Genomic DNA, 26,441 nt, shown 5'->3' with positions numbered 1-26,441 from the left:
ACAAGCCATGCGGCCAGCATCTGCAAAGCAGCAGACCGAGGTTTTGCAGACGCAGATGCAGCGTTCAGGCCACGAGCCGCGGCAGGGCTTCGCTGATGCGCCGCACCGCCTCTTCCACATCCTCGGGCTTGCGCAGGTAGCACAGGCGCAGATACCCCTCGCCCGCCTCGCCGAAGGCGGAGCCCGGTGCCAGGCCCACATTCGCCTCGTCGATGAGGCGGAAGGCGATGTCCTTGGAGCTCTTGGCACCCTTGATCTTCAGGAACGCATAGAAGGCGCCGCTCGGCGGCGGCAGTTCCACGAGACCTGTGTCGCCAAGCCGCGCGACGATCTCCCGACCCTGACGCGCCCGGACGATCTGATCGGCCAGGAAGCTCTCGCCCTGTTCGATGGCCGCCACACCTGCGCGCTGAACGAAGACCGGTGTTCCCGAGGTCTGATACTGCACCAGGTTTTCGATGACCTGCCCGAGAGCGGGTGAGGCCTCCAGCCAGCCGAGGCGCCAGCCGGTCATGGCCCAGTTCTTGGAGAAGGTCTGAACGAAGATGATCTTGTCGTCCGCTTCCATCACATCGCGGAACGAAGGCGTGCGCCCATCGATGGTCAGCGCCGGGTCATGGATGAAGCGGCTGTAGATCTCGTCCGCCACGATCCAGAGACCGTGACGGCGGGCGAGATCGAGCGCAGCGCGAAGATCGTCATGACTTGCCACCCATCCCGTCGGGTTCGAGGGCGAGTTGACCACGAGCACACGGGTGCGCGGCGTGATCGCTTTCTCGAGCCGATCGAGATCCAGGTGCCACCCCTTGTCGTCAATGGTCATCGGCACGGGCACGGGACGTGCACCGGCAATGGTGATGGCGCCAGCAAAGTTCGGCCATGCGGGCGTGGGGATCAGCACCTCGTCGCCGTTGCCCGCCAGCATGCGGAAGGCAAGCTGCATGGCCGGCATGCCGCCGGAGGTCACGAAGAAGCGCTCGGGATCGAAAGCCTTGCGGTAGACCTGCTCGTGATAGCGGGCGATGGCCTGTCGCAGTTCGGGAATGCCACGCTGATAGGTGTAGAAGGTCTCGCCCTTCGCCAGCGACTGCGCCGCCGCCTCGCAGATGAACGACGGAGTCGGCAGATCGCCCTCGCCCACCCAGAGGGGAATGATGCCGGGCTTCAGCCGGCCATAGCTGAACACGTCGACGATGCCGCTGGTCGGTGCCTGCTCCGCCTCAGAGCGCAGGTTGAGAACGGACGGAATCGAGACGGACGCATTCATGGGAGAATTCCTTGGAAATCCGGCGAACAGGGATGGCCCGTTCGGCCCCTCAAGGCAAGCGTTGAGTGCGTCGCATGACAAAAGACGAAGGATCCGATCGAAACCGGTGATGATTCAGAGCGTCCGGCCCGTCTTCATCAGATCGCGGATTTCCGTCAGAAGCTTCACATCGGCCGGAAGCTCGGCAGGCTTATCGGCGGTACCGGTCTTGGCATCCTCCTTGCGCCGCAGGCGGTTCATGCCCTTGACCAAAAGGAACAGGATCCACGCGATGATGATGAAGTTGATGGCGGCCGTGATGAAGCTGCCCCAGGCCAGCACGGCGCCCTGGTTCTTGGCCTCTGCCAAGGCGGGAGCCGTGACCGCTTCGGACAAGGGCATGAAGTAATTCGAGAAATCGAGGCCGCCGGTGACGGCCCCGATGACCGGCATGAAGATGTCGCCGACCAGTGAATCAACGATCTTGCTGAAAGCGGCCCCGATGATGATGCCGATGGCGAGATCGACCACGTTGCCGCGAAGCGCAAACTGCTTGAACTCGTTCCACATAACCGGGCCTCTTGTCGCTTCGTCTCAAGCTTCAGGCTGCCCTACTTAAGAATTTCGTCAAGCCTCCCGGCTAGCGAGCAGGTTCTGCAGGTCCAGTCGGCGAGTGACCATCTGGAGTTCGCCATCCGGCGTCCTCGGCCACTGGTCCTGCGGCCGGTCGACATAAAGCTCGATGCCGTTGCCGTCGGGATCGCTCAAGTAAAGAGCCTCGCTCACGCCATGGTCGCTTGCGCCCTGCAGCGTGATGCCGGCCTCGGCAAGCCGGTAGAGCGCATCGGCCAAGGCAGCCCGCGTGGGGTAGAGGATCGCCACATGGTAGAGCCCCGTGGTGCCGGGAGGCGGCGGGGACCCGCCCTGGCTCTCCCAGGTGTTGAGGCCGATGTGGTGGTGATAGCCACCGGCCGACACGAAGGCGGCCTGGGTGCCATAGCGCTGCATCAGCTCGAAGCCGAGCACGCCGCAATAGAAGGCAAGCGCGCGATCGAGATCGGCCACCTTGAGGTGGACATGGCCGATCCGGACGCCTGGATCGATGGGCCGCGCCACCAGGGTTCTGGTGGCGTTCTGGGAGATAGGGTTCGACATTGTGATGAACCTCAGGCTGAACGTGTAGCCAGCGAGGGAGCAGTCTTCGCCGTTCCGAGGCGCAGAGCAAGAGCGCCGTCGCCCAACAGAGCCTGAGCCGCAAGCGCCGCGATCCAGAAGGCGAGGAATTCCCAGCCGCCGTTCGGGTTGCTGAAGAAGAAGCCGGCCTTGCCATGAACCAGAACGATGGCGCCCACGAGGATCGGGATCAGGACCAGGGACGCCCAGCGGGTGAAGAGGCCGAGGATCAGGGCAATGCCACCCAACGCTTCCGCCGCGATGGTGAGATAGGCCAGAGCCGGAGGCAGGCCGAGGCTGCCGAAGAACTGGGCGGCGCCGGCCGGCGTGAACACGAAGAACTTCAGGCCGGCATGGGCCAGGAACAGGATGCCGAGGGTGATGCGCAGGATCAGGGCGGCGTAGGGAGCAGTGCGGGTGTCAATCATCGAGGATCTCCAGAATGGTCCGTCGATATGACCTCAAACCAATGATAGGATAATCCCTGCCCAGGAATATCAACTCACACTGATAGAGTGAAATCATCCCATGCTCGACCGGGTCACCAGCATGCAGGTCTTCCTTCGCGTCGCCACTCTCGGCAGCTTCTCGGCCGCGGGGCGAGCGCTCAACCTCTCCCAGACCATGGTGACGAAGCATGTGGCTGCCCTCGAAGGCAGGCTCGGGGTCAAGCTGCTGCACCGCTCCACCCGCAAGCTGGTGCTGACCGAGGGCGGGCGGACTTACCTCGCGGCCTGCGATCGCATTCTGGCCGAGATCGAGGAGGCGGAGGCCTCTGCCAGCCTCGACAGGATCGAGCCGCGCGGGACCCTGCGGCTCAACGTGCCCCTCACCTTCGGCTTTCGGCACATCGCCCCGGCCCTGCCTGAATTTACCCGCCTCCACCCGGCCGTCTCCTTCGATCTCGGCCTCGCCGACCGCTACGTGGATCTCATCGAGGAAGGGTGGGATCTGGCGATCCGGATCGGGCGGCTGAAGGATTCGAGCCTCGTCGCCCGGCGCCTTGCCCCCTGCCGCACCGTGGTCTGCGCCGCTCCCACTTACCTGAAGGAGCATGGTACGCCGGAAAAACTCGACGATCTCGCCCACCACAACTGCCTTGGCTACACCCTGCCGAGCGCCATCGGGGCGAACCGCTGGCCCTTCGGCCAGGACGGCGAGATTGTCGTGCCGGTGCAGGGCAACCTGCGGGCCAATAATGGCGATGCGCTGCTGGCCGCAGCCGTCGCCGGACAGGGGCTCATCTATCAGCCCACCTTCATTGTCGGCGATTGCCTGCGCGACGGCAGGCTCGTGCGCGTGCTCGGCGCCTACCCGACTTATCAGCCGGGCATCCACGCCGTCCTGCCCTCCGGCCGCCAGGCGCCGGCGAAGGTGCGCGCCTTCATTGCGTTCCTGGCGCAGCGCTTCGGACCGGAGCCCGCTTGGGACCGGGGCCTGTGACCGGCTGGCGATGGCCTTTGCACCTTTAAACGGCTAAAGCTAACCGAGGTCTGTTTTCGAGGGTTTACGCCTATGGTCGCCACCTGGGCCGTCGTGTTGTCGGCACTGGTCTATCTCTGCTTCCTGTTCACGGTGGCCTATTGGGGCGACAACTGGGGACGCCGCTTCGTTCAGGGGCCGGCTCGCTCCACGATCGCGGCCCTCGCCTTGGCGGTTTATTGCACGTCTTGGACCTTCTTCGGATCGGTCGGGCTCGCCAGCCGCTCGGGCTTCGACTTCCTCGCCATCTATATCGGCCCCATCCTGGTGATCGGGCTGGGTTATCCGCTGGTCGCCCGCATCGTACGGATCGCAAAGACCCAGAACATTTCATCGATCGCCGACTTCGTGGCGGCCCGCTACGGCAAGAGCGAGCGCGTGGCAGCCCTCGTCAGCCTGATCGCCCTTGTCGGCTCCATTCCCTACATCGCCCTGCAGCTGAAGGCGGTCGCCTCATCCCTCGACGTGTTCCTGTCCGATGCGGACGGAGCATCCCTGTCGCAACTTCCGTTCCTCGGCGATCTCGCCCTCGTGGTCGCCCTCGTGCTGGCGGGCTTTGCCGTCGCTTTCGGCACGCGCCATACGGATGCCACGGCACACCAGAACGGCCTTCTCCTCGCCATCTCCATCGAGTCCCTGGTGAAGCTCGTCGCCTTCCTGATGATCGGCGGCTACATCACGTTTCTCATGTTCGACGGCTACGATGGGATCCTGGAGCGCCTCAACGCCCAGGGCACAAGCTCCGACCTGATGGGGCTGACCTCCGGCTTCGGCAGCTACATCACCCTCATCCTGCTCTCAGCCTGCGCCACCATACTCCTGCCGCGTCAGTTTCATGTGACAGTGGTGGAGAACCACGACATCTCGGATTTGAAGCGCGCAGCCTGGCTGTTCCCGGTCTATCTCCTGCTCATCAATCTCTTCGTCATTCCGGTCGCGCTGGCAGGCCTTGCGGCCTTTCCCGAGGGAGCCGTCGACCGGGACATGACGGTTCTTGCCCTGCCTTTGATGGACAAGGCCGGCACCCTGGCCGTGATCGCATTCCTTGGCGGCTTCTCGGCGGCCACCGCCATGGTCATCGTCGACTCCGTCGCCGTAGCGGTGATGATCTCGAACCACCTGGTCATGCCCATCGTGCTGCGGCGGCGCGCCTTCGCGGGTATCGATCCCGGCAGCTTCGTGATCGGCGTGAGGCGTATCTCCATCGTCGTGGTCATTCTGCTAGGCTATGCGTATTACCGTGCTTCGGGGGAAGCAGCGCTCGCAGCCATCGGCCTTCTGTCCTTCGCCGCCATCGCCCAGGTTGCTCCCGCTTTCCTCGGCGGCCTCATCTGGTCGCGCGGCACGGCGCTTGGCGCCAGCGTCGGGCTCGTCGTAGGCTTCATGACCTGGGCCTACACGCTCCTCCTGCCGAGCCTCGTCTGGGACGGCGTGTTCTGGTCCGATGTGGTTGTCACGGGCCCCTTCGGCATCACGGCGCTGAAGCCCACGTCCCTGTTCGGAGTCGACCTGCCCCAGCTGACCCACGGTGTCGTCTGGAGCCTGACGCTCAACATCCTGAGCTACATCGCCTTCTCCCTGTGGCGGCCCGTGACGGCCATGGAGCAGATCCAGGCCAACGTCTTCCTCGGTGAGGCTGCCGCTTCCGCGACACCAAGCTTCCGCCTCTTCCGCGCCAGCGTGAGCGTCGGCGAGCTGCGTGCCACCGTCGCCCGCTACCTCGGCGAGGAGCGCACGGTCCGGTCCTTCGAAGGGTTCGCCCACAGCCGCGGACAAAATCTCGACATCCGCGCCGAGGCGGATATCCACCTCCTGCGCTATGCGGAGCACCTTCTGGCTTCGGCCATCGGCACCGCGTCCTCCCGTCTTGCCTTGTCGCTGCTCCTGCGCCGCCGCACCGTCTCCACGGAAGCCGCCCTCAAGCTGCTCGACGACGCCTCGGCGGCGATCCAGCACAGCCGCGATCTTCTCCAGCATGCGCTCAATTACGCCAAGCAGGGCATCACGGTGATCGACGGAGACCTGCGGCTGCTCGCCTGGAACCAGGCCTTTCTCGACCTCTACGACATGCCGCCCAACTTCGTGCAGGTGGGAATCGGCATGGAACAGATCGTGCGCTACAACGCCTCGCGCGGCTCCTATGGACCGGGCAAGATCGAGGATCTCGTGGAGGCCCGCCTCCACTCCTTCCGCCACGATGTGGAGCCGGTGCGCCTCAGGCTTTATCCCTCCGGCAAGGTGATCGAGATCCGCTCGAATCTTCTGCCCGATGGCGGCCATGTGACCACCTACACGGATGTGACCGAAACGGTTCTCGCCGAAGAAGCGAGCCGGCGCGCCAACGAGACCCTGGAGCAGCGGGTGCGCGAGCGAACCGAGGAGCTCACACGCCTCAATGAAGCGCTCAGGAACGCCAAGGCAGAGGCCGATGAGGCCAACATCTCCAAGACGCGCTTCCTCGCCGCCGCCTCGCACGACATCCTGCAGCCGCTCAACGCGGCCCGCCTTTATGCCACGTCGCTCGTGGAGCGGGATCGCGAAGCAGGCGATGTCACGCTGGCCGAGAATATCGACGCATCCCTCGATGCGGTTGAGGAGATCCTCACCGCCATTCTCGACATCTCCCGTCTCGATACGGGCGCCATGAAGCCGCAATGGTCGAGCTTCCGCATCGACGAGATGTTCCGCCAGTTGCAGCGCGAATTCGGGCCGGTGGCGAAGAACAAGGGCCTGACGCTCACCTTCGTCCCCTCCTCCCTGACGGTGCGCTCGGACAGGCGTCTCATGCGGCGCCTGCTGCAGAACCTGATCTCCAATGCGATCAAGTACACGCCGTCCGGGCGCGTGCTCGTCGGTGGACGCAGGCGCGGCGGACACATCCTTCTTGAAGTCTGGGACACAGGGCTCGGCATCCCGGCCTCCAAGCAGCGTGTGGTCTTCCGCGAGTTCCAGCGCCTGGACCAGGGCATGAAGGTCGCGCGAGGCCTGGGCCTCGGCCTTTCCATCGTGGAGCGCATCGGCCGCGTGCTCAAGCACCCGATCACGCTGAATTCCGAGGTCGGGCGCGGTTCCGTGTTCCGGGTCGAAGTGCCCGTGGTCGCCGCGCTTCCGGCAACGGCCGCAGCGCCCGAGCCGCCGAAAGCCCCTGCGACCGTGCTGTCGGGCCTGCGCGTGCTCGTCATCGACAACGAGCCGGCTATCCTCGAAGGCATGCGCCTTCTGCTCACGGGATGGGGCTGCGAGGTCTGGACGGCATCGGACCTGGAGAGCGCGCACCAGGCCCTGCGCACGAACAAGGGCCTGCCGGAGGTGATCATCGCCGATTACCATCTGGACGAGACGGATGGGCTCGAAGTCATCAAGGCCCTGCGCTGGAAGACCCAGGTCGACATGCCGGCCCTGCTCGTCACCGCCGACCGCACGCCCGTCGTGCGCGACGCGGCAGCCGCAATGAACATCCATGTTCTCAACAAGCCGCTGAAACCCGCAGCCCTGCGCGCGCTGCTGACGCAATGGCGGGCCACCCGAGTGGCGGCGGAGTAGATTTCGCCTCAGCCCCACGCGAACTCCCCTTAGCTCCGCCCTCCTGAGGAGCCGCTGCAAGCGGCGTCTCGAAGGATCCTCCATAGAGCACTGGAGCCTCCTTCGAGACGGTCACTGTGTGACCTCCTCAGGATGAAGTGTTGTGAGATAATTAGCCGGAACGGACATGTCACGCAGATTGCAACGCACGATCCACCGCCGCCACGGCGTGGATCGTCGTGGTGTCGAACAGCGGCACGGCGCTGTCTTCATCCTTCACCAGGAGCATGATCTCGGTGCAGCCCAGAATGACGCACTGAGCACCGCGCTCGATCAGCCGGGCGATGATGTCGCGATAAGCCTGACGGGACTCCGGCCTGACCTGCCCGAGCACGAGCTCCTTGTAGATGATCTCGTGCACGACTCGGCGGTCATCCTCGTCCGGCACCAGAACGTCGAGGCCATGGCGCTGCTGCAAGCGGCCTTTGTAAAATTCCTGCTCCATGGTGAAGGCCGTGCCGAGCAGGCCGACACGTTCGAAGCCCGAGGCCTTGATCTGCTCGGCCGTGGGGTCGGCGATATGGAGCAGCGGGATGTTGACTGCGGAGGAGACCGCATCGGCCAGACGATGCATGGTGTTGGTGCAGAGAATGATAAAATCGGCGCCGCCGCGCTCCAGCCGGATGGCCGCCTCTTTCATCGCATCCGCAAGCTTTTCCCATTCGCCTTCATGCTGAAGACGCTTGATCCCCTCGAAATCGACGGACCACATCAGGGATTGCGCCGAGTGCACCCCGCCGAGCCGTCGGTTCGTCTCCTGATTGATGATGCGGTAATACTCGGCCGAGCTCTCCCAGCTCATGCCGCCGATGAGCCCGATGGTCTGCATGATGGGCTCTAGAGATTTGGCGTGTAGGGCGCGCGGCCGCTCGCCAGGGCATCGGCGAGAAGGTCAAGCCTGTCCTGGCCCCAGAACACCTCGCCTTCGAGCACATAGGCCGGAGAGCCGAAGACGTCGCCCGCAACCGCATTCTCGAGGTTGAGGGCGTAGATCGCCTCGGTGGTGCTGCCGGTGGCCACATCCATGAGCGAGGACGAGTCGAGCCCGGCCTGCTCCGCCAGTTCCGCGAGCACGAGCGGATCGGCCAGATTGCGCTCCTCCTCCCACACGGCCGCGTAAGCACGGCGCAGGAAGGCGTCCGGGCTCTTGCCGGAGGCGTTGATGGCGATCACGAACCGGTCGGCGAGGTTCACGTCGAAGGGCCAGTGTTTCGGGGTGATGTTGAAGGAGAGGCCCCGCTTGTCGCGCCAGCGCTGGAGTTCGAGAATCCTGTAGCGCTGCCGGGCCGGGTGGCGTTGGGCCAGCGGCAGGCCTCCGGTTTCCGCAAAGACCCGGCCCAGGAAGACCGGCTTGTAGTTGACCTCAGCGCCATGCTTCCGGGCGATCTCCATGAAAGGCGCATGGCCAATATAAGCCCAGGGGCTCACGAGCGAGAAGTAGTAGTCGATGATGCGGGGCATGGGCTCGATTCGGGGTTGGCAAGCCGGAGCGGCGATGCTCCAGCTTGGACCATCACGCCGCGCTCTTCAACGTCTCTTCCGCGGTGAGGAAGGCCTCGACCTCGGGGGCGGCAACCGGCGCCTCCGCCTGCACGCTGATCTCGCCGAGAAGGCGCTCCATGGCAACGAAGCGCCGCTCCTTGCGGTCGTAGAGCCCTGCCCGTACGAGCGCGATGGCATTCAGGATCGGGCTGCCATCCTTGTTCCGGGACACGAGCCGGTGCTCCATCACCACATGGCTGTCCGACCAGGTGAGGATGCGCGTCTCCATCGTGAAGGCGCGAAAAGGCTTCAGCTCACGCCGGAACCGGATCTGCCCCGCGGCCACCACGGGCACCCAGCCGTGCTTGAGGATGGGCCGCCATAGGCCGGAGCGGATCATCAGGTCCGTGCGGCCGAGATCCATGAGCGTCCAGTAGCGCCCGTTGTTCATGTGCAGCGACGTGTCGAGATCATGAGGCCATACGCGAAAAGTCAGGCGCGACACGTCCCTCACCGGGTTGAGCTTCGGCCGGACAAAGGACGCGATGATGAGGTGGAGGATGCGAAGCCAGAGATTCATGCGAGGCCAATTCCTGTCTCGCGCTGAAACAGGATGAGATCGAGCGACGGCGCGGGCAGGCCAAACCCGGTGAGCAGGCAGTGAACCTGCCCACGATGGTGGGTCTGATGGTTGAAGAAATGCACCAGCGCCGGTGTCAGCGGCTGCTGGATCTCGGTTCGGTTTACGATCGTGTGGTAGCGGATCTGTCCCGCCAGAGCAGCCTCGGACAGGTTGCCGATATAGGCAACGATGCGCTCGTCCTCCGTCTGGCGCGCGGCGCGAAGTTCGGGGAGCGCCTCGAACAGGATGGCATCGAGCTGGCTCGGCGCCGCTCCTTCACCCGTGAACCGCTTCATCCAGATTCGGTCAGCTACGAGGAGATGGTTGAGAGTGCCGTGAACCGATTTGAAGAACGCCCCGCGATCAGCGCGGTAATCCGCATTGGGCAGTTGCGCGGCAACCTCATAGAGGCGCTCGTTGCACCAAGCATTATAGCCCGCCATCATGGCGAAGTGCTGCTTCATGGGACTTCCCTCATGTCGTTCATTTCCGGAAGCGGCACCCTGTCGTCATCCCGGACGGAGCGCAGCGAAGATCCGGGATCGCTTCAGGAATGTGGCGCCATTCTCATCCGACGATCCCGGGTTCTGCTGCGCAGCCCCGGGATGACCGCTGCTTTAAGCTGCCTTTTTCTCCTTGGCAGCGCGTCCGTAGAAGGTCTCGCCGCTTGCTGCCATGTCGACGAGCAGCTTCGGCGGCGCGAAGCGGGCGCCGTGCTTGGCTTGGAGCTTCTGGCACAGCTCCACGAAGGCTTTCGCACCCATGAAGTCGATGTAGGACAGCGCGCCCCCCGTATACGGCGCGAAGCCGAAGCCGAGGATCGAGCCCACATCCGCCTCGCGCGGATCGGTGACCACGCCCTCCTCGACCGTGCGCGCCGCCTCCAGGGCCTGCGTCACGAGCAGGCGTTGCTTCAACTCGTCCATGTCGATGAGCTCGGCCGCCGCCGTATCCACCTGCAGATCCTTCAGGCCGGGCCAGAGACGCTTCTGGCCGCCTTCCGGATAATCGTAGAAGCCCTTGCGGTTCTTGCGGCCGAAGCGACCTTCCCGCTCCACCAGGGTGGTGAGCAGTTGCTCCTGCTCAGGGATGATGGCGGCATCGCCCAGCTGCGCCTTGGTGGCGCGCAGAATCTTAAGGCCGAGGTCGACGCCGACCTCGTCGTTGAGGGAGAGCGGCCCCACCGGCATGCCGGCCTGCTTGCCCGCCTGCTCGATCATGGATGCCGGAACACCCCCTGTCAGCATAAGGTGGCCTTCGAGGATGTAGGCGAGCACGCAGCGGTTGGCGAAGAAGCCGCGCGAGTCGTTCACCACGATGGGCGTCTTCTTGATCAGGCGCACATAGTCGAGCGCGGTGGCGAGCGCTTTGTCGCCGGTCTCCTTGCCCATGATCACCTCGACCAGCATCATCTTCTCGACCGGCGAGAAGAAGTGGATGCCGATGAACTGGCCGGCGTTCTTCGACTGCTGGGCCAAGCCTGAGATCGGCAGGGTCGATGTGTTGGAGGCGAAGATGCAGTCCGGACGGATCGCCGCTTCGACTTTCCCGATCACCTCGGCCTTCACCTTTGGATCCTCGAACACCGCCTCGATGACGAGATCGCAATCCTTGAGATCATTGTAGTCCGCCGATGGCGTGATGCGTGCGAGCAGCGCGTCGCGGTCCGCCGTCTTGGCCCGGCCCTTCATGACCTGATCGCTCATGAGCTTGTGCGAATGCGCCTTGCCCTTCTCGGCGGCTTCCACATCACGGTCGATGAGCACGACCTCAAGGCCGGCATTCGCCGTCACATAGGCGACGCTCGCGCCCATGAAGCCCGCACCGATCACGCCGACCTTCTTGAGGCTTGTGGCCGGCACATCCTTCGGGCGGCGCGCACCCTTGTTGAGGTCCTGCATGGAGATGAAGAGCGTGCGGATCATGGCCGCCGCTTCCTTCGAGCGCAGGATCTTGGCGAACCAGCGCGACTCCACCTTCAAGGCGAGATCCATCGGCAGCTGGAGGCCCTGATAGACGGATTCGAGAATGGCGCGGATCGCCGGGTAGTTGTCCTGCGTCTCGCGGCGGTAGATGGCATTGGCCGGAGGCCAGATCTGCATGCCGGCGGCGGAGAACACCTTGTTGGAGGGCAGCTTGTAGCCCTTCTGGTCCCAGGGCGCGACGGCCGAGCCGCCTTGCTTGATCCAGTCCTTGGCCGCCTGTACGATCCCGTCGCGCGGTGCGACCGCATGAACGAGGCCCATGTTGCGTGCCATGAGCGGGCGGATCTGCTCGCCCTTGAACAGCATCTGCAACGCATCGCCTGTCTGCATGAGACGCGCCACGCGCTGCGTGCCGCCGGCGCCGGGGAACAAGCCCACCTTTACTTCAGGTAGGCCGACGCGGGTGGAATCCACATCCGACAGCACGCGGAAATGGCAGGCGAGCGCCAGCTCGAAGGCGCCGCCGAGGCACACGCCATGCACGGCCGCGGCGAACGGCTTGCCGCAGGTCTCGAGACGGCGATAGAGCAGCGAGAGCTTGCGCGACTCGTTGAAGAAGAACTGCATGGCAGCCTCCTCGCCCTTCTCCTTGGCAAGGCGCGCATATTCCGCGCCAAGCCCTTGCAGCATGGTGAGGTCCGCGCCGCCCGAGAACGCCTCCTTGCCGGAGGTGATCACGCAGCCCTTGATGGCCTCGTCGCCCACAACCGTCTCGATGATCCGCTCCAGTTCACCCATTACCTCGGGGGTGATGACGTTCATGGAGCGGCCCGGCATGTCCCAGGTGGCGAGCGCGATGCCGTCGGCATCGGTTTCGAAGCGGAAATTGGTGAAGTTCATTTCGTTCTCCCTCCGACCTCATCCTGAGGAGCAGCGCAGCTGCGTCTCGAAGGATGGTCCAATGTGCACTTGAACCGCATCCTCGTCCTTCGAGACGGCGCTTCGCGCCTCCTCAGGATGAGGATGCTTGCGTTGCTTTCCCTCAAACCCGCTCGATGATCGCAGCCGTTCCCATGCCGGCGGCCACGCATAGGGTGACGAGCGCCGTCTGCTTGTTCGTGCGCTCCAGCTCGTCGAGCACGGTGCCGAGGATCATGGCGCCGGTGGCGCCGAGCGGATGGCCCATGGCGATGGCACCGCCGTTCACGTTGACCTTCGCGGGGTCGAGATCCATCGCCTGGATGTATCGCAGCACCACCGACGAGAACGCCTCGTTGATCTCGAAGAGATCGATGTCGTCCTTGGTCATCCCGGCCTTGCGAAGGGCCAGCTCCGACACGTCGATGGGCCCGGTGAGCATGAGCGCGAGATCGGACCCGATGGAGGCAAAGCCCTTGATGCGCGCGCGCGGCTTCAAGCCCGCCTTTGTGCCGCCCTCCTTGTTGCCGACGAGCACGGCAGCGGCGCCATCCACGATGCCCGACGAGTTGCCGGCGTGATGCACGTGGTTGACGAACTCCACATCCGGGTGCGCCGCGATCGCCACCGCATCGAAGCCGCCCATCTCGCCCATCTGCACGAAGGCGGCCTTGAGCTGGCCCAGCGACTGCATGTCGGTCTGCGGCCGCATGTGCTCGTCCTTGCCGAGGATCGTGAGGCCGTTGATGTCCTTTACCGGCACCACGGACTTCGAGAAGCGTCCCTCGTCCCAGGCCTTTCCGGCGCGCTTCTGCGACTCGACCGCATAGGCGTCCACATCGTCGCGGGAGAAGCCGTATTTCGTGGCGATCAGATCCGCCGAGATGCCCTGCGGCAGGAAGTAGTTGTCGATGGCAATGCCCGGATCCACCGGCCATGCGCCGCCCGAGGCGCCCATGCCGATGCGGCTCATGGACTCGACGCCACCACCGATGGTGATGTCCTTCATGCCCGACATGACCTGCGCGGCGGCGAGCGCCACCGCATCGAGGCCGGAGGCGCAGAAGCGGTTGATCTGAACGCCCGGCACCTCCTTGCCGAAGCCGGCCTTGAGCGCCGCCGCGCGGGCGATATCGCCGCCGGCCTCGCCGACGGGATCCACGCAGCCGAGCACCACATCCTCCACCAGCTTCGGGTCGAGGTTGTTGCGGCGGCGGATGGCGTCCAGCGTCGTGACGGCGAGGTCCACCGCCGGAACCTCGTGCAGCGAACCATCCGGCTTGCCGCGTCCGCGCGGCGTGCGAACGGCGTCGTAGATATAGGCTTCAGCCATGGCGGCCTCCCAGAACGATCATGTGTCATCCCGGGGCTGCGGAGCAGAACCCGGGATCGTTGGCAGAATAGAGCGCTTTACGCGTCACGCGATCCCGGCACTTCGGTCTGGATCGCGTTTGTTACTTAGAACGCCTCAGCCGGCAGCGCCATGGTCGTGTCCGCGCCCGTCGTGATGCGGGCCAGGCGCGTGGCGGTCTCAGGCATCATGCGTTCCATGTAGAAGCGGCCAGTCAGGAGCTTGGCGTCCATCTTGTCGGCCACGCCGTTGCCTTCAGCCTTTCGGGTCTGTGCAGCCTTCGCCATCTTGGCCCACATATAGCCCATGACCACGGTGCCGAAGAGATGCATGTAGTCGGTGGCGCCGGCGCCCGCATTATCGGGCTTTGCCATTGCGTTCTGCATGAACCACATGGTGGCCTGCTGGAGATGGCCGAGACCCTGCTGCAGGGGAGCGATATAGGACTGCAAGCTTTCGTCGCCCGCGTTCTCCTGGCAGAAGGCCCCGACCTCGTTGAAGAAGGTCATGACGGCGCGGCCGCCGTCCTTGCCGAGCTTACGGCCGACGAGGTCCATGGCCTGGATGCCGTTGGCGCCCTCGTAGATCTGCGTGATGCGGGCATCGCGCACGAACTGCGACATGCCCCATTCCTCGATGTAGCCGTGGCCGCCGAACATCTGCTGCGCCTTGACGGCATTGTCGAAGCCGAGATCGGTGAGCACGCCTTTCACCACCGGGGTCATGAGGCCCATGTAATCTTCGGCGGTCTGGCGCTGCGTGTCGTCGGAGGAGCGGTGCGCGATATCGCTGTTGAGACCGGTCCAGACGATGAGCGCGCGCCCCGCCTCGTTGAAGGCCTTGATCGACATGAGCGTGCGGCGCACGTCAGGATGCACGATGATCGGATCGGCGGGCTTGTCGGGGAACTTCGCGCCGGTGAGCGAGCGGCCCTGGAGACGGTCCTTCGCGTAGGCGACCGCGTTCTGGTAGGCGACCTCGGACTGGGCCAGCCCCTGCACGCCGACGGCCAGACGCGCCTCGTTCATCATCACGAACATGGCGTTGAGACCGCGATTCTCCTGACCCACGAGCCAACCCTTGGCGCCATCGTAGTTCATGACGGCGGTGGCGTTGCCGTGGATGCCCATCTTGTGCTCCAAGGAGCCGCAGGAGACGCCGTTGCGCTCACCCAGCGAGCCATCCTGGTTCACGAGAACCTTCGGCACCACGAAGAGCGAGATGCCCTTGGTGCCTTGGGGTGCGCCCTCGATGCGGGCGAGCACCAGATGGACGATGTTCTCTGCCATGTCGTGCTCACCGGCGGAGATGAAGATCTTGGTGCCGGAGATGGCATAGGAGCCGTCGCCGTTCGGCACGGCCTTGGTCTTGAGCATCCCGAGATCCGTGCCGCAATGGGGCTCGGTGAGGTTCATGGTGCCGGTCCATGTGCCCTCGATCATCTTGGGCAGATAAATCTGCTTCTGCTCCTCGGTGCCGTGCTCGATGAGCGCCGCGATGGCGCCTTGCGTCAAGCCCGGATACATGCCCAGCGCCAGGTTCGACGAGGAGACGAACTCCTGCATGATGGTGTTGAGAACGGAGGGCAGCCCCTGCCCACCATATTCCTCAGGTGCGGCGAGACCCATCCAGCCGCCGGCGGCATAAGCCTCGTAAGCTTGCCTGAAACCCGTTGGCGTGGTCACCGACCCGTCCGGATTGCGGGTGCAGCCCTCCTGGTCGCCGGACAGGTTCAGGGGCGCGAACACCTCCTCGCAGAGCTTGGCGCCCTCGGCCAGGATCGCCTCCACCGTGTCGGTCGTCGCATCGGCGAAACCGGGCAGGTTGTTGTAGCGCTCAATCGGGAACACGTCCTTCAGAAGGAACATGACGTCTTCGATGGGGGCCTTGTAGACCGGCATTCGGATGTCTCCCAGGTCGGATTCCGGCACGCATCTTCCCATACGAAAAGATCACGGCCAAGCAGATAGTTCACATATAAACTATCAAGCCCGGTTTGGAAGAGGCGGGGCGGTAAATCTTTAGGGGATCGATGGAGATGGGGTGCCGGCTCAAAGGCCTGACGGCCGCTCTTGGGCCACACCCCTCCTCGCGCGTTTCAGCGCACAAACGAAAAGCCCTCCGGACCGAGGCGAACAGCCTGATCCCGAAGGGCTTGTTTCAGAGAACTAGATTGTGCGGAGCAGATCAGGCAGCGGCGGCCAGACCGGCGCGGCGGGCCTGGAGTTCGGCCAAGGCTTCCTCGATCTCTTTCTTCTGCTGCTCAAGGTGCTGGATTTGGTCCTCGACCTGGTCGAGGGACAGCTTGAGGTTCATGGCCGGGCCATTGCCCGAGCGCTCCTCGGCCAGCATGGCGCGGATCTCGGTGAGGGTGAAGCCGAGCTGCTTGCCCTTCAGGATTACGGAGAGGCGCTCACGGTCGCGGGCATCGTAGATGCGGGCGGTGCCGTCCCGGCGGGGGGACAGGAGGCCGCGATCCTCGTAGAAGCGCAGGGTGCGGAGGGTTACTCCGAACTCGCGCGCGAGATCACCGATCGTGTAGTACTTGGCACCTTCTGCTGCGTCTCCAGCTTTGGCGCCGATTGCGTATTGGTCCATGGATTGCCCCGTCATCTCATTACTTCTCGGCTCGGTGCTCAGCGCACATCCCCTTTGGTAATGAAATTATATAACATATATTTCGGAAGATGCAAGAGTATTACAAGCAACAGATGCCGGTAGGGCAAAAGAACCTGCCTTCTGCGGCATGACGTAAGGTAACAATTTGCCTGCCTGGCGGGCAATCTGCCCGAAACCCCCTCCATTTAACGGGTTTTTTACTACGCTCGACGAAAGCTGTTCTGCCGGATGAAGGGTTTGGAGGCGTCATGATTCGCCTCTTCTCCACTGCCCTTTGCCCGCCAGACGAGGATCGGCACGGGGCCCATCGTCGTCCTGAGGAGTTCCAGCGTATCCCCGCGAGCCCATGATGAGACGACACGTCCTCTCAAGACTTGACGACCTCGACGCCCGTGAGCTGGCCATGGCCGCGGCACGCCGGGCGGGCTTGAGTCTTGAGGAATGGACGGCAGCCGTTCTGGCCGAGTTGGACGAACCCGCCCCCGCTTTTCGGCCCAAGCCACGCCGGACGGCCGGCAGCGATCTCGACAGCCTGATCGCCCGGATGTCCTCCGCGCCGCGCCCGCGGCCGAAGCCGGATTACGAGACCCTCAGGGCGGCCATTGCGGCCGAGAGCGAGCGGCAAGCCCAGGATCAGTCCTCACGGACGACCATCGCCCTGGAATCGATGGCGAGCTGGATCGAGCAGGCAGAGACCCGCCTCAACGATGCGGCCCGCGCGTCCACGGACCAGCAGGAGCGCATCGCCGCGATCCTGTCCCAGGCCCTCTCTTCCCTGAAGGAGCGCCTCGACACGGTCGAGCGCCGGGTCGCGTCCGAGCAGTCCGCTCCGCCGCGCGTCGAATTTCCTGTTGCGGAGGCGCTCAAGGCGCTCGCCCCCATATCCCAAACCCTGTCCAGCCTGCGAGCCGACATGTCCCGGCTCGCAGGCCGCCTGGAGCAGCCGCATCCGGACGTCTCCCCGGCCGTTGAGACGATCCGCACCGAGATCGACACCCTCCGGGCCGGCATGGATCACCTGGCGACCCGCGAAGAGATCGCTGCCCTTGGCGCATCCCTCGGCTCCCTGGCCAAGGATCTCGAGCAGGGACCGACGACCAGGGACCTGCACACCCTCGCGGGCTCGATGACCGTTCTCTACGAAGAGGTCCAGACCCTCTCCGAGCGGGTCAATCATGAGCTGCATCAGCACCTCGGCCTCGGGATCGACCGCATCGCGGAAAAGATCGAGCGCGTGGCCGAGACAGGGATCAACCGATCGGTGATCGAATTCCTGAGCGGTCAGATCGTGGACCTGCGCCACGACCTGGCGAGCCGGGCCGAACCGCAGCAGATGGACCGTCTCTCCGGCGACATCGAAGCTCTTGGCCGGCAGATCGCCGAGCTTCGCCTCCATCAGGTGAGCAAGGGCGACTTCACGGCCCTGAAGCGGTCCCTCGACGATGTGTGCTCAGCCCTCTACGTGACCGCCACGGCCCAGGATACCAGCAAGGTTCCGGAACTGCTGGAGAGCGTGGACCGCCGCCTCGATCTCCTCGTCCGCCGCCCGGACCCGAAGCCGGCCGATCTCGCGCCGATCAGCGACCAGCTGGCCCTCCTGTCTGAGCGCATGGCCGATCTGTCAGGCGGCCGCTCCGCCGAAGGGGATGCCGTCAGCGGAATGTCCTATGAGCCGCTCGTGGAGCGGTTCGACCGGATCGGGCAGGAACTGCGCCAGCTCACCCAGCAGAGCGATACCACCAGCGTGGCGCAGATGCTCCGTTCCATCGACGAGAAGCTCGAACGCACACCCGCACAGCCGGCTGCCTTCGACGATCTGGAGCGGCAGGTTGCGGCACTGACGGAACGCCTCGGGTCCGTGCCCGGCGAACCGCTGCATAAAGCCCTCGAAGAAGCGGTCGGTCATCTGACGAACCTGCAAAACGAGGCAGCCGGAATCGCCGAGCGTGCGGCCAGGGCCGCGTTGAACGACATCCGTGCAGCCGTGCCGGATGCGGGCGATCTGGATGCTCTCAAGCATGGCTTTGTCGAGCTGAAGGCTCTTCATACCCGCTCGGACCGGAAGACGCAGGAAACCCTGAAGTCGGTTCATGAGGCCCTGGAGGCACTGGCATCCCGCCTGCCAAGTCAGGCTGCGCCGGCACCCAGCAGCGTGACCCTCCCGCCCTCAGACCTGCCGCCCGCTGACCGTCTCGAAGCGGCCGTGCGCAAGCTTCATGCGGTCACCCTGTCGCGGATTGAGGAGACTGCGCTTCATAACCACGATGCACCCGTGCATGACGCAAGACCTGTCGATGCCATGCCTGTTGCCGCTGCGGACGAAGAGGCCGGCCAGATGCGTGCGAGCCTCATCGCGGCGGCACGAAGGGCAGCGCAGAATGCGCCGCCGGAGATCGCGGAGCCTTCCCGCCTGTCGCCCGTGCAGGAGGCAGGTCTCACAGGCGAAGAACAGAACGGTGAGTCCGAGACGGGCGAGCCGCCACTGCCCGGCCTTTTCGAGCGCCTGCGCCGGACCTTCGACAACCACAGCCGTCCACTCCTTCTCGGGCTCGCGTTTCTGGTCCTGGCCGCCGGGACCGCACAGATCCTGTCCGGACAGCAGAGCGTTCCAACCGCCGCGTCGGCGAGTGCGCCGCAGCAGGTTCAAGCCCCCGAGGCTGACGCACAGGGCACACCCAATGCTCCTGCGGCCAAGCAGGAGTTGAGCCTGTTCCAGCCGTCGAGCTTTGCCGCGCAACCCTCGATCCCAGCACCCCTGGCAGCGGGCCGCTTCCTCGTGGATCCGGCGACAGTCGGCGGCATCCCGGCAGAGGTTCCGGCAGGCTTGCGGCAGGCGGCCCTGTCCGGCGATGCGGCGGCGCTGTACGAGATCGGCGCCCGGCTGGCTGAGGGACGCGGCGTGGCCGAGGATCCGGCGGCGGCCGTCCGCCTCTTCGAGCGCGCCGCCCAGGCAGGGCTTCCGCCGGCGCAGGAACGGCTGGCCGCGATGTTCGAGAAAGGCCTCGGGGTCGGGCGCGATCTCAAGCAGGCCGTCTTCTGGTATGAGCGGGCGGCTCTTGGCGGCCATGTTCGCGCCATGCACAACCTCGCAACCCTGCTTGCCTCCGGAGCCAGTGGCAAGCCGGACTATGCGACGGCCCTGCGCTGGTACAATGAGGCCGCAGAGTCGGGCTTCCGCGACAGCCAATTCAACACGGGCCTGCTCCTCACCCGCGGCATCGGCTCGAAGCCCAATCTGCCGAAGGCCTTCCAATGGTTTTCCCTCGCGGCCGCTCAGGGCGATGCGGAAGCGGCCCGGAAGCGTGACGAACTGGCCGCTCGCCTCGGTCCGGTGGATCTGAAGGCTGCCCGGGCCGCCGTCGATCAGTGGCGCCCGCGCGCCGCGGACCCGATTGCGAACGAGCCCCCGGCTGCCGTTCCGGAATGGACCGCTGCCCTGGATCGATCTCTCACCGACAGGAGTTGAAGGCAGGCAGGCTCCGTCATCTTCCGTTCAGAACATGACCGTTACATCGCCTGCATGATGCTGTAACAACGAAGTGGCTGCACCGGCCGAAGGGGAACCGGGTTGCAAATCTATTTGCCTATCGCTGAAATGCCTGTGAGCGTTCTTCTCATCCTGGGGATGGGTGCGGCGGTGGGCTTCATTTCAGGCCTGTTCGGCATCGGCGGCGGCTTCCTCATGACGCCGCTCCTGATCTTCCTCGGCATCCCCCCGGCGGTCGCAGTCGCAACCCAATCGGCCCAGATCGTCGCCTCCTCCACCACCAGCGTGCTCGGTGCGCTCAGACGCAACGCCCTCGACCACAAGCTCGGCGCCATCCTGGTGGCCGGCGGCTTCGTGGGATCCGCGCTCGGCGTCTGGTTCTTCGCGGCTGCGCGCCGGGCCGGGCAACTCGATCTCGTGATCGTCGTCTCCTACGTGACGCTGTTCACCATCGTCGGAAGCCTGATGCTGAAGGAGAGCATCCGGGAGTTCTGGCACCGGCGCAAAGGCGGCACGGTGCGGCTGCGGCGCAAGGCCGGCGAACATGCGCCCTATCTCGGCTGGCCCCTGCGCATGCGCTTCTACCGCTCCAAGCTCTATGTGAGCGTCATCCCGATCCTGGGGCTCTCGCTCTTCATCGGGTTTGCCGGCGCGCTGCTCGGCATCGGCGGCGGCTTCATCGTGGTGCCGGCGCTGCTCTACATCTTCCGCGTGCCCACCACCGTGGTGGTCGGCACCTCCCAGTTCCAGATCGTCTGCACCACGCTGGTCGCCCTCATTCTCCACGCGGTCACCAACCAGGCGGTGGACATGGTGCTGGCGATCCTCCTCATCGTCGGCGGCGTCTTCGGCGCCCAGTTCGGCGCACGCATGGGGCGCCATCTGCGGGCGGAGCTGTTCCGCTTCCTTCTCGCGATCCTGCTGCTCGCCGTGGGCCTGCGCTTCGGGCTCGAACTCGTGCTGCAGCCGGAAGAGCCTTTCTCCATCTCCGTGCAGGAGGTGCGCCCATGAGGGCGCTCGGCCTCCTCCTGCTCCTGTGGGCCGGCCTTGCTCCCGCCCGGGCCGAGACCCTGATCACGTCCCTGTCGAACCATCGGGTCCTGATCAACTCCAACTATACGGGCACGGAGATCGCCGTGTTCGGCGCCATCGAGCGCGATGCCCAGACGGTCGCCCGCGCCACAGCCTTTGACGTGGTCGTCACGGTTCGCGGTCCACGCCAGTTCCTGACCGTGCGCGAGAAGGAGCGGCTCGGCCCCGTCTGGATCAACCAGGAACAGCAGAAGTTTCCCTCCGTTCCCGCCTATATCAGCGTGATGACCTCCCGGCCCATTACGGAGATCACCAGCGTCCAGCTGCGCCAGCGGCAGAAGATCGGTCTCACGGCCCTCGTCAACTCCAACGACTTCACCACCGACCGCAATGGAGCGGACAGGCCGTTCCGGGATGCCCTCTACCGTCTGAAAGCCCAGGAGGGCCTTTACCTCGAAGACGAGCGCGGCGTGACCTTCCTGACCCCGGATATCTTCCGCGCAGGAATCCCGCTGCCTGCCACCGCCCCGCCGGGCAATTACGATGTGGAAGTGACGCTCTTTGCCGACACTGTGATCCTGGCCCGCACCACCACCAATTTCGAGCTGGTGAAGACAGGCTTCGAGGAGCAGGTCGGCGTTATCGCCCGCGATTGGTCATTGTTCTACGGCCTTGCGACGGCCGTGATCGCGATCTTCTTCGGCTGGCTCGCCAACGTGATCTTCCGGCGCGACTGAATGAGCCCCCAGGCTTCGCCTTTACACGTCAGGATCATCGGGCGATCCTGCTTGCCGCTTGAGGAGAGCACGCGCCATGATGCTGAAGGCCGGAACGGTTCAGTTTCACCACAGGGCCAACGACAAGGCCTACAACATGGCCGTTGTGGAACGCTTCGCCCGTGAAGCCGCCGAGCGCGGGGTCAAGATTCTCGCCTTTCCAGAGATGTGCCTCACCGGCTACTGGCATGTGCGCAATCTCGGGCGCAATCAGCTGGAGGCGCTTGCCGAACCCGTGCCGTCGGGACCCTCCACGCAGGCGGTCTCAAAACTCGCTGCCCGGCACGACATGGCCATCGGGGTCGGGTTGATCGAACGGGCGGAGGACGGGCGGCTCTTCAACACCTACGTGGTCTGCCTGCCCGACGGACAGGTGCACCGCCACCGCAAGCTTCACGCCTTTGAGAGCGACGACATCGCGAGCGGCGACAGCTACACGGTGTTCGACACGCCCTGGGGCGTGAAGGTTGGCGTTCTCATCTGCTGGGACAACAACCTCGTCGAAAATGCCCGCGCCACAGCCCTGCTCGGCGCCGACATCGTCATGGCGCCGCACCAGACCGGCGGCTGCCATTCGCGCAGCCCACAGGCCATGGGGCTGATCGATCCGGTCCTCTGGAGGAACCGGCACAGCAATCCGGAAGCCATCGAGGCGGAGTTCCGCGGCTCCAAAGGACGCGAGTGGCTGATGCGCTGGCTGCCGGCCCGAGCGCACGACAACGGCTATTTCCTGCTGTTCGCCAACGGCGTCGGCGAGGACGACGGCGAGGTGCGCACGGGCAACGCCATGATCATCGACTGCTATGGGAGGATCATCGCGGAGACCTGGAAAGCAGACGATGCTTTGGTCGTCGCCGATCTCGACCTCGACCTCCTGCCGCTGGCCACCGGCCGCCGCTGGATCCGCGGCCGAAGGCCTGACCTCTATGGGCTCCTCACGCAAGCACAGGGGCATGAACTCTCACCACGGCAGGCGCGCTTCTCGGAGGCGCCGGTGGTGAAGACGGCGGAGTGAGCGGAGGACGCAGTGTCATTCCCGGCCGGAGCGCAGCGAAGGGGAAGGGAATCCAAAGCGCTGAGCGTGTGAGTGGATCCCCTTCCCTCGCCTGCGGCTTAGCCTGAGGATGACACACTCCACGTCATGGCCGCACTTGTTGCGGCCATCCACGTCTTTGAACCACGGTGCCATGAAGACGTGGATGCCCGGGACAAGCCCGGGCATGACGGCGCTTTAAAATGCTTAGTCCCGGCAGAGCATCGACTTCGCGATGGCAAAGATCCGCTCGGTGCCGATGAGGTGCGCCGTGAAGCCGTTGGCGAAGAGCGGCTTGAAGGCCGCATCGCAGGCGTTCAGGCCGCCCGCATAGGCGCCGAGCGCCGGCATCACGCAGCGGCTGCCGTCGGTGAGGAAGCAGCGTCGCCGGGTGGAGCGTCCGCGCATCACCACCTTGCCGACCGGATGGAGATGGCCGGCGATCTCCGCCTGCTCGCCTGCCATCGGTTCATGGCGAAGCGTCAGTGAACCGAGGGCCATTTCCTCCACCACCTGCCCGCCGATGCTGTCGGGGAGGATGCGGTCATGGTTGCCCGTGACCCAGATCCACTCGCGGCCCTGCTGCACCTCCGAAAGCGTCGTGCGCTCCTCGGTTCCGAGGCGCTCCGGCCCGCCGATGTCGTGGAAGCTGTCGCCGAGCGCGATGACGGTCTTCGGGTTGAAGCGGAACACCGCGTCGGAGAGCGCCAGAAGGGTCTCGCGGGTGTCGTAGGGCGGCAGCATCATGCCGCGCCGGGCAAAGGACGAGCCCTTCTCGAAATGGAGATCGGCCACGAGCAGCGCATCGTGGGCCGGCAGATACATCGCGCCCGTCAGGTCGAGCAGCGCCAGCTGACCTTTCAGCTCGATTTCGTGCGTTGTCTGTTTGTTCTTCTGCAATGCCGTCACGCCAAAGCCTCGTCGAGAAGCGCTGCTTCCGCCTCGGCCAGAATCTCGTCCGCATTGTCGCTATAGACGCGCTCGCGGCCGATCTCCAGCATGACGGACACGCTCAAAGGAGAAACCCGGTCGAGCGGCTTGTGGATGATTCGCCCCCGGATGCGCTCAAGCATCATGCCGAGGCGCCTCACGTCGAGGAGTCCCGTTGCCGCATCCGCCCGCGCAGCGCGCAACAGAACGTGATCGGGCTCGTGCTTGCGCAGCACGTCGTAGACGAGGTCGGTGGAGATCGTCACCTGCTTGCCCGTTTTCTTCTCCCCCGGGAACCGGCGCTCGATGAGGCCGGCGATCACGGCGCATTGGCGGAAGGTGCGCTTCATGAGGGATGATTCCGCCAGCCAAGCCTCGAGGTCGTCGCCCAGCATGTCCTCGGAGAACAGCTCATCCATGAAGCCGGGATCGCGCCCTGCCCGCCCGGCGATATCGCCCGAGGCATAGACCGCGATGCCGTAATCGTTCGCCACGAAGCCGAGGGGCTTGAGCTTGGCGCGCTCCAATCGGCGGGTGAGCAGCATGCCGAGGGTCTGATGCGCGAGCCTGCCCTCGAAGGGGAAGCACGTCATGTAGAAGCGGTTGCCGCGCGGGAATGTCTCGACCAGGAGATCGCGCGCGCCCGGCACGATGGAGCGGCGGCGCTGCTGCAGCAGCCATTCGGTCATCTGCTGCGGCAGGCGGTCCCACTCGAACGGGTCGGCGAGGATCGCGCGAACGCGCGCGGCGAGAAAAGTCGAGAGCGGGAACTTGCCGCCCGCGTAAGACGGGACCATCGGGTCCGTGCCGGACCCCGCGCGCGTGACCAGCACCTCGTCCTCTGAGATGCCCTCGAAACGCACCACCTCGCCGGCGAAGACAAAGGTGTCGCCCGGTGTGAGCGTCTCGGCAAAATACTCCTCGATCTCGCCCAGGATCCGTCCACGCGGCAGCACGGTCCCCGGACGCGAGCGCATGCTCTTGCCGAGCCGCACCTTGATCATCGTGGCTTCGACGATGGTGCCGACATTCAGGCGATATTGCTGCGCCACTCTCGCATCGCGCACGCGCCACAGGCCATCGTTGCCCTTCACGATCTTGGCGAAGCGTTCGTAGGCCCGAAGGGCGTAGCCTCCCGTGGCCACGAAGGCGACGCAGGCCTCGAAGTCCTCCCATGTCAGCCCCGCATAGGGCGCAGCGGAACGCACCTCCTCGTACAAGTCCTCCAAGCCGAAAGGCCCGGCGCAGGCCATGCCGAGGATGTGCTGGCAGAGCACGTCGAGCGCACCGACGCGCGCATCCGGCGTGTCCTGCGCGGCCTCGTGCACGGCATCGAGCGCGGCGCGGCATTCGAGGATCTCGAAACGGTTGGCCGGAACGAGATAAGCTTCCGAGGGCTCGTCCATGCGATGGTTCGAGCGCCCGATGCGCTGCATGATGCGCGAGGCCCCTTTCGGCGCGCCGACATTGACCACGAGATCCACATCGCCCCAGTCGATGCCGAGGTCGAGCGTTGCCGTGCACACAACCGCCTTGAGCTTTCCCGCCCCCATCGCCTCCTCGACGCGGCGGCGCTGCGACACGTCGAGCGAACCATGGTGAAGCGCGATGGCGAGGTTGTCGTCGTTGAGCTTCCACAGCTCCTGGAACGTGTATTCGGCTTGAAGCCGCGTGTTGACGAAGACGAGCGTGGTCTTGTGCGTGCGGATGAGATCGTAGATCGCCGGCATCGACAAGGACGCCGTGTGGCCGGCGAGCGGCAGGCGCTCGTCGAGGTCGAGCATGCGGATATCGGGCTTCGCGCCGCCCTGCACCACGACGAGATCGGCGAGCCTCTCTTTATCCTCCCCTCGGATCTCGGGTGTTCCCGAGATCCGCTCTTGCCTGCCCAAGTCAGAAACATCTGACTTGGGTGGGGGAGGGTCGGAGCGCGTCAGCGCTCCGGGGTGGGGTGGTAGCGCCGACGACGGTTGTGTTTCCACCCCCTCCCGCACCTCCGGTGCGACCTCCCCCCTCGAGGGGGAGGTGGAACGCTGCGGCACCAGATAGCGCCTCAGATCATCCGGCTCGCGCACCGTCGCCGACAATCCCACGGCCGTCACCTGCGGGGCGATCGTCATCAGCCGTGCCAAGCCCAGGGACAGCAGGTCGCCGCGCTTCGAGGTGACCAGCGAGTGCAGCTCGTCCAGCACCACGCGGCGCAGATGTTGGAAGAACTCCTGCGCCTCCGCGTGCGCCAACAGCAGCGCCAGCTGCTCCGGCGTGGTGAGCAGGATGTCCGGCGGCCGCTCGATCTGGCGGGCGCGCTTGTGCGACGGCGTATCGCCCGTGCGGGTCTCAACGCGGATGGGCAATCCCATCTCGGCGACCGGGATCTCAAGATTGCGCGCCACATCGGTCGCCAGCGCCTTCAGGGGCGAGATGTAGAGGGTGTGGAGGCCCCGCCTGTCCTTGGCCGTGCCGCGGCTCGGCCCCCTCTCCGCTAGTTCCACGAGGCTCGGCAGGAACCCGGCCAGCGTCTTGCCCGCGCCCGTCGGCGCCACCAGAAGCACGGAGCGCCCTTCACGCGCCTTGGCGAGCAGGTCCAGCTGGTGCGCCCTCGGCTTCCAGCCTCGGCTCTTGAACCAGTCACGGAAGGTCTTGGGGAGAAGAGAGGCGGAGACTCGAGACATGAGTCCTCAAGATAGGGCCCCCGGAATGGTTCCGCTATGGCTGGGCACCGCCCCCTTGTCATTCCCGGCCAGAGCGCAGCGGAGGAGAAGGGAATCCACTCAGCGCCATGG

At 65.1% G+C, this 26,441-nt stretch carries 20 protein-coding genes; 6 read left to right on the top strand and 14 right to left on the bottom strand.

The genetic code is table 11. The features are described from left to right. Window positions 1–64: 64 nt before the first annotated feature. The 4 genes from IC232_RS17870 to IC232_RS17855 all read right to left on the bottom strand — a co-directional run bounded on the left by IC232_RS17870 (window position 65) and on the right by IC232_RS17855 (window position 2,847). Window positions 65–1,267: a pyridoxal phosphate-dependent aminotransferase gene (locus IC232_RS17870; protein WP_190846338.1), complete on the bottom strand. Its 1,203-nt coding sequence runs from the start codon at window positions 1,265–1,267 to the stop codon at window positions 65–67. Window positions 1,268–1,381: 114 nt separating this feature from the next. Continuing rightward, window positions 1,382–1,816, bottom strand: a complete 435-nt coding sequence (mscL, locus tag IC232_RS17865) for a large conductance mechanosensitive channel protein MscL (protein ID WP_190846337.1) — start codon at window positions 1,814–1,816, stop codon at window positions 1,382–1,384. A 57-nt stretch (window positions 1,817–1,873) separates the two neighbouring features. Continuing rightward, window positions 1,874–2,401, bottom strand: a complete 528-nt coding sequence (locus IC232_RS17860) for a VOC family protein (RefSeq protein ID WP_190846336.1) — start codon at window positions 2,399–2,401, stop codon at window positions 1,874–1,876. A gap of 11 nt (window positions 2,402–2,412) precedes the next feature. Further along, complete coding sequence (locus IC232_RS17855; protein ID WP_190846335.1) at window positions 2,413–2,847, bottom strand: DoxX family protein; 435 nt, start codon at window positions 2,845–2,847, stop codon at window positions 2,413–2,415. Window positions 2,848–2,947: 100 nt separating this feature from the next. Between IC232_RS17855 and IC232_RS17850 the strand changes: the two genes are divergently transcribed. Continuing rightward, window positions 2,948–3,862: a LysR family transcriptional regulator gene (locus IC232_RS17850; RefSeq protein WP_190846334.1), complete on the top strand. Its 915-nt coding sequence runs from the start codon at window positions 2,948–2,950 to the stop codon at window positions 3,860–3,862. 72 nt (window positions 3,863–3,934) lie between these two features. After that, the gene (locus tag IC232_RS17845) at window positions 3,935–7,444 is read left to right on the top strand and encodes a PAS domain-containing hybrid sensor histidine kinase/response regulator (RefSeq protein WP_190846333.1); all 3,510 of its coding nucleotides are present in this window, start codon (window positions 3,935–3,937) and stop codon (window positions 7,442–7,444) included. Between the two features lie 169 nt (window positions 7,445–7,613). Here the strand turns inward: IC232_RS17845 and IC232_RS17840 are convergent, their stop codons facing one another. From IC232_RS17840 to IC232_RS17805, 8 genes are all read right to left on the bottom strand, one after another. Further along, on the bottom strand, window positions 7,614–8,312 hold the full coding sequence (locus tag IC232_RS17840) for an aspartate/glutamate racemase family protein (RefSeq protein WP_190846332.1): 699 nt from the start codon (window positions 8,310–8,312) through the stop codon (window positions 7,614–7,616). Between the two features lie 8 nt (window positions 8,313–8,320). Continuing rightward, window positions 8,321–8,944 (bottom strand): 2-hydroxychromene-2-carboxylate isomerase, encoded by a 624-nt coding sequence (locus IC232_RS17835; protein WP_190846331.1) that lies wholly within the window; start codon window positions 8,942–8,944, stop codon window positions 8,321–8,323. A 52-nt stretch (window positions 8,945–8,996) separates the two neighbouring features. Further along, complete coding sequence (locus IC232_RS17830; RefSeq protein ID WP_190846330.1) at window positions 8,997–9,545, bottom strand: acyl-CoA thioesterase; 549 nt, start codon at window positions 9,543–9,545, stop codon at window positions 8,997–8,999. Next, window positions 9,542–10,051, bottom strand: a complete 510-nt coding sequence (locus IC232_RS17825) for a DinB family protein (protein ID WP_190846329.1) — start codon at window positions 10,049–10,051, stop codon at window positions 9,542–9,544. The genes IC232_RS17830 and IC232_RS17825 overlap by 4 nt, the downstream gene beginning before the upstream one ends. Before the next feature lie 153 nt (window positions 10,052–10,204). After that, entirely contained in the window at window positions 10,205–12,412 is a 2,208-nt protein-coding gene (locus IC232_RS17820; RefSeq protein WP_190846328.1) for an FAD-dependent oxidoreductase, read from the bottom strand. A 142-nt stretch (window positions 12,413–12,554) separates the two neighbouring features. Further along, window positions 12,555–13,763 carry an acetyl-CoA C-acetyltransferase gene (locus IC232_RS17815; RefSeq protein ID WP_190846327.1) on the bottom strand — a complete coding sequence of 403 codons (1,209 nt, stop codon included), beginning with the start codon at window positions 13,761–13,763 and terminating at the stop codon, window positions 12,555–12,557. 125 nt (window positions 13,764–13,888) lie between these two features. Further along, window positions 13,889–15,682, bottom strand: a complete 1,794-nt coding sequence (locus tag IC232_RS17810) for an acyl-CoA dehydrogenase C-terminal domain-containing protein (RefSeq protein ID WP_190846326.1) — start codon at window positions 15,680–15,682, stop codon at window positions 13,889–13,891. A 286-nt stretch (window positions 15,683–15,968) separates the two neighbouring features. After that, on the bottom strand, window positions 15,969–16,379 hold the full coding sequence (locus IC232_RS17805; RefSeq protein ID WP_190846325.1) for a MerR family transcriptional regulator: 411 nt from the start codon (window positions 16,377–16,379) through the stop codon (window positions 15,969–15,971). Window positions 16,380–16,749: 370 nt separating this feature from the next. On the opposite strand from IC232_RS17805, the gene IC232_RS17800 reads away from it, so the two are divergent. The 4 genes from IC232_RS17800 (at window position 16,750) to IC232_RS17785 (ending at window position 22,710) form a co-directional block, all read left to right on the top strand. Next, a complete protein-coding gene (locus IC232_RS17800) occupies window positions 16,750–19,866 on the top strand; it encodes an SEL1-like repeat protein (RefSeq protein WP_190846324.1) in 3,117 nt (1,038 codons plus the stop codon). A 102-nt stretch (window positions 19,867–19,968) separates the two neighbouring features. Continuing rightward, window positions 19,969–20,898, top strand: coding sequence for a sulfite exporter TauE/SafE family protein (locus tag IC232_RS17795; RefSeq protein ID WP_190846323.1), 930 nt, complete (start codon window positions 19,969–19,971; stop codon window positions 20,896–20,898). Continuing rightward, window positions 20,895–21,656, top strand: coding sequence for a TIGR02186 family protein (locus tag IC232_RS17790; RefSeq protein ID WP_190846322.1), 762 nt, complete (start codon window positions 20,895–20,897; stop codon window positions 21,654–21,656). The genes IC232_RS17795 and IC232_RS17790 overlap by 4 nt, the downstream gene beginning before the upstream one ends. Window positions 21,657–21,732: 76 nt before the next feature. Continuing rightward, a complete protein-coding gene (locus tag IC232_RS17785) occupies window positions 21,733–22,710 on the top strand; it encodes a nitrilase family protein (protein ID WP_190846321.1) in 978 nt (325 codons plus the stop codon). A 225-nt stretch (window positions 22,711–22,935) separates the two neighbouring features. On the opposite strand, the gene pdeM is transcribed toward IC232_RS17785, so the two are convergent. Both pdeM and IC232_RS17775 read right to left on the bottom strand, forming a co-directional pair. Then, entirely contained in the window at window positions 22,936–23,637 is a 702-nt protein-coding gene (gene pdeM, locus IC232_RS17780; protein ID WP_190846320.1) for a ligase-associated DNA damage response endonuclease PdeM, read from the bottom strand. Then, window positions 23,634–26,330 (bottom strand): ligase-associated DNA damage response DEXH box helicase, encoded by a 2,697-nt coding sequence (locus tag IC232_RS17775; RefSeq protein WP_190846319.1) that lies wholly within the window; start codon window positions 26,328–26,330, stop codon window positions 23,634–23,636. The genes pdeM and IC232_RS17775 overlap by 4 nt, the downstream gene beginning before the upstream one ends. Window positions 26,331–26,441 lie beyond the last annotated feature (111 nt).

This window comes from Microvirga sp. (assembly GCF_014699075.1).
Classification (GTDB): domain Bacteria; phylum Pseudomonadota; class Alphaproteobacteria; order Rhizobiales; family Beijerinckiaceae; genus Microvirga.
This window is presented reverse-complemented; position numbering and strand designations above follow the sequence as displayed.

What these genes read in the sequence shown, in the direction of transcription:
- IC232_RS17870 (WP_190846338.1), bottom strand. Translation starts at nt 1,267, where the DNA reads ATGAATGCGTCCGTCTCGATTCCGTCCGTTCTCAACCTGCGCTCTGAG.
- IC232_RS17850 (WP_190846334.1), top strand. Translation starts at nt 2,948, where the DNA reads ATGCTCGACCGGGTCACCAGCATGCAGGTCTTCCTTCGCGTCGCCACT.
- IC232_RS17805 (WP_190846325.1), bottom strand. Translation starts at nt 16,379, where the DNA reads ATGGACCAATACGCAATCGGCGCCAAAGCTGGAGACGCAGCAGAAGGT.
- IC232_RS17775 (WP_190846319.1), bottom strand. Translation starts at nt 26,330, where the DNA reads ATGTCTCGAGTCTCCGCCTCTCTTCTCCCCAAGACCTTCCGTGACTGG.
- IC232_RS17785 (WP_190846321.1), top strand. Translation starts at nt 21,733, where the DNA reads ATGATGCTGAAGGCCGGAACGGTTCAGTTTCACCACAGGGCCAACGAC.
- IC232_RS17835 (WP_190846331.1), bottom strand. Translation starts at nt 8,944, where the DNA reads ATGCCCCGCATCATCGACTACTACTTCTCGCTCGTGAGCCCCTGGGCT.
- IC232_RS17830 (WP_190846330.1), bottom strand. Translation starts at nt 9,545, where the DNA reads ATGAATCTCTGGCTTCGCATCCTCCACCTCATCATCGCGTCCTTTGTC.
- IC232_RS17820 (WP_190846328.1), bottom strand. Translation starts at nt 12,412, where the DNA reads ATGAACTTCACCAATTTCCGCTTCGAAACCGATGCCGACGGCATCGCG.
- IC232_RS17810 (WP_190846326.1), bottom strand. Translation starts at nt 15,682, where the DNA reads ATGCCGGTCTACAAGGCCCCCATCGAAGACGTCATGTTCCTTCTGAAG.
- IC232_RS17860 (WP_190846336.1), bottom strand. Translation starts at nt 2,401, where the DNA reads ATGTCGAACCCTATCTCCCAGAACGCCACCAGAACCCTGGTGGCGCGG.
- IC232_RS17855 (WP_190846335.1), bottom strand. Translation starts at nt 2,847, where the DNA reads ATGATTGACACCCGCACTGCTCCCTACGCCGCCCTGATCCTGCGCATC.
- IC232_RS17815 (WP_190846327.1), bottom strand. Translation starts at nt 13,763, where the DNA reads ATGGCTGAAGCCTATATCTACGACGCCGTTCGCACGCCGCGCGGACGC.
- mscL (WP_190846337.1), bottom strand. Translation starts at nt 1,816, where the DNA reads ATGTGGAACGAGTTCAAGCAGTTTGCGCTTCGCGGCAACGTGGTCGAT.
- IC232_RS17790 (WP_190846322.1), top strand. Translation starts at nt 20,895, where the DNA reads ATGAGGGCGCTCGGCCTCCTCCTGCTCCTGTGGGCCGGCCTTGCTCCC.
- IC232_RS17825 (WP_190846329.1), bottom strand. Translation starts at nt 10,051, where the DNA reads ATGAAGCAGCACTTCGCCATGATGGCGGGCTATAATGCTTGGTGCAAC.
- IC232_RS17840 (WP_190846332.1), bottom strand. Translation starts at nt 8,312, where the DNA reads ATGCAGACCATCGGGCTCATCGGCGGCATGAGCTGGGAGAGCTCGGCC.
- IC232_RS17845 (WP_190846333.1), top strand. Translation starts at nt 3,935, where the DNA reads ATGGTCGCCACCTGGGCCGTCGTGTTGTCGGCACTGGTCTATCTCTGC.
- IC232_RS17800 (WP_190846324.1), top strand. Translation starts at nt 16,750, where the DNA reads ATGAGACGACACGTCCTCTCAAGACTTGACGACCTCGACGCCCGTGAG.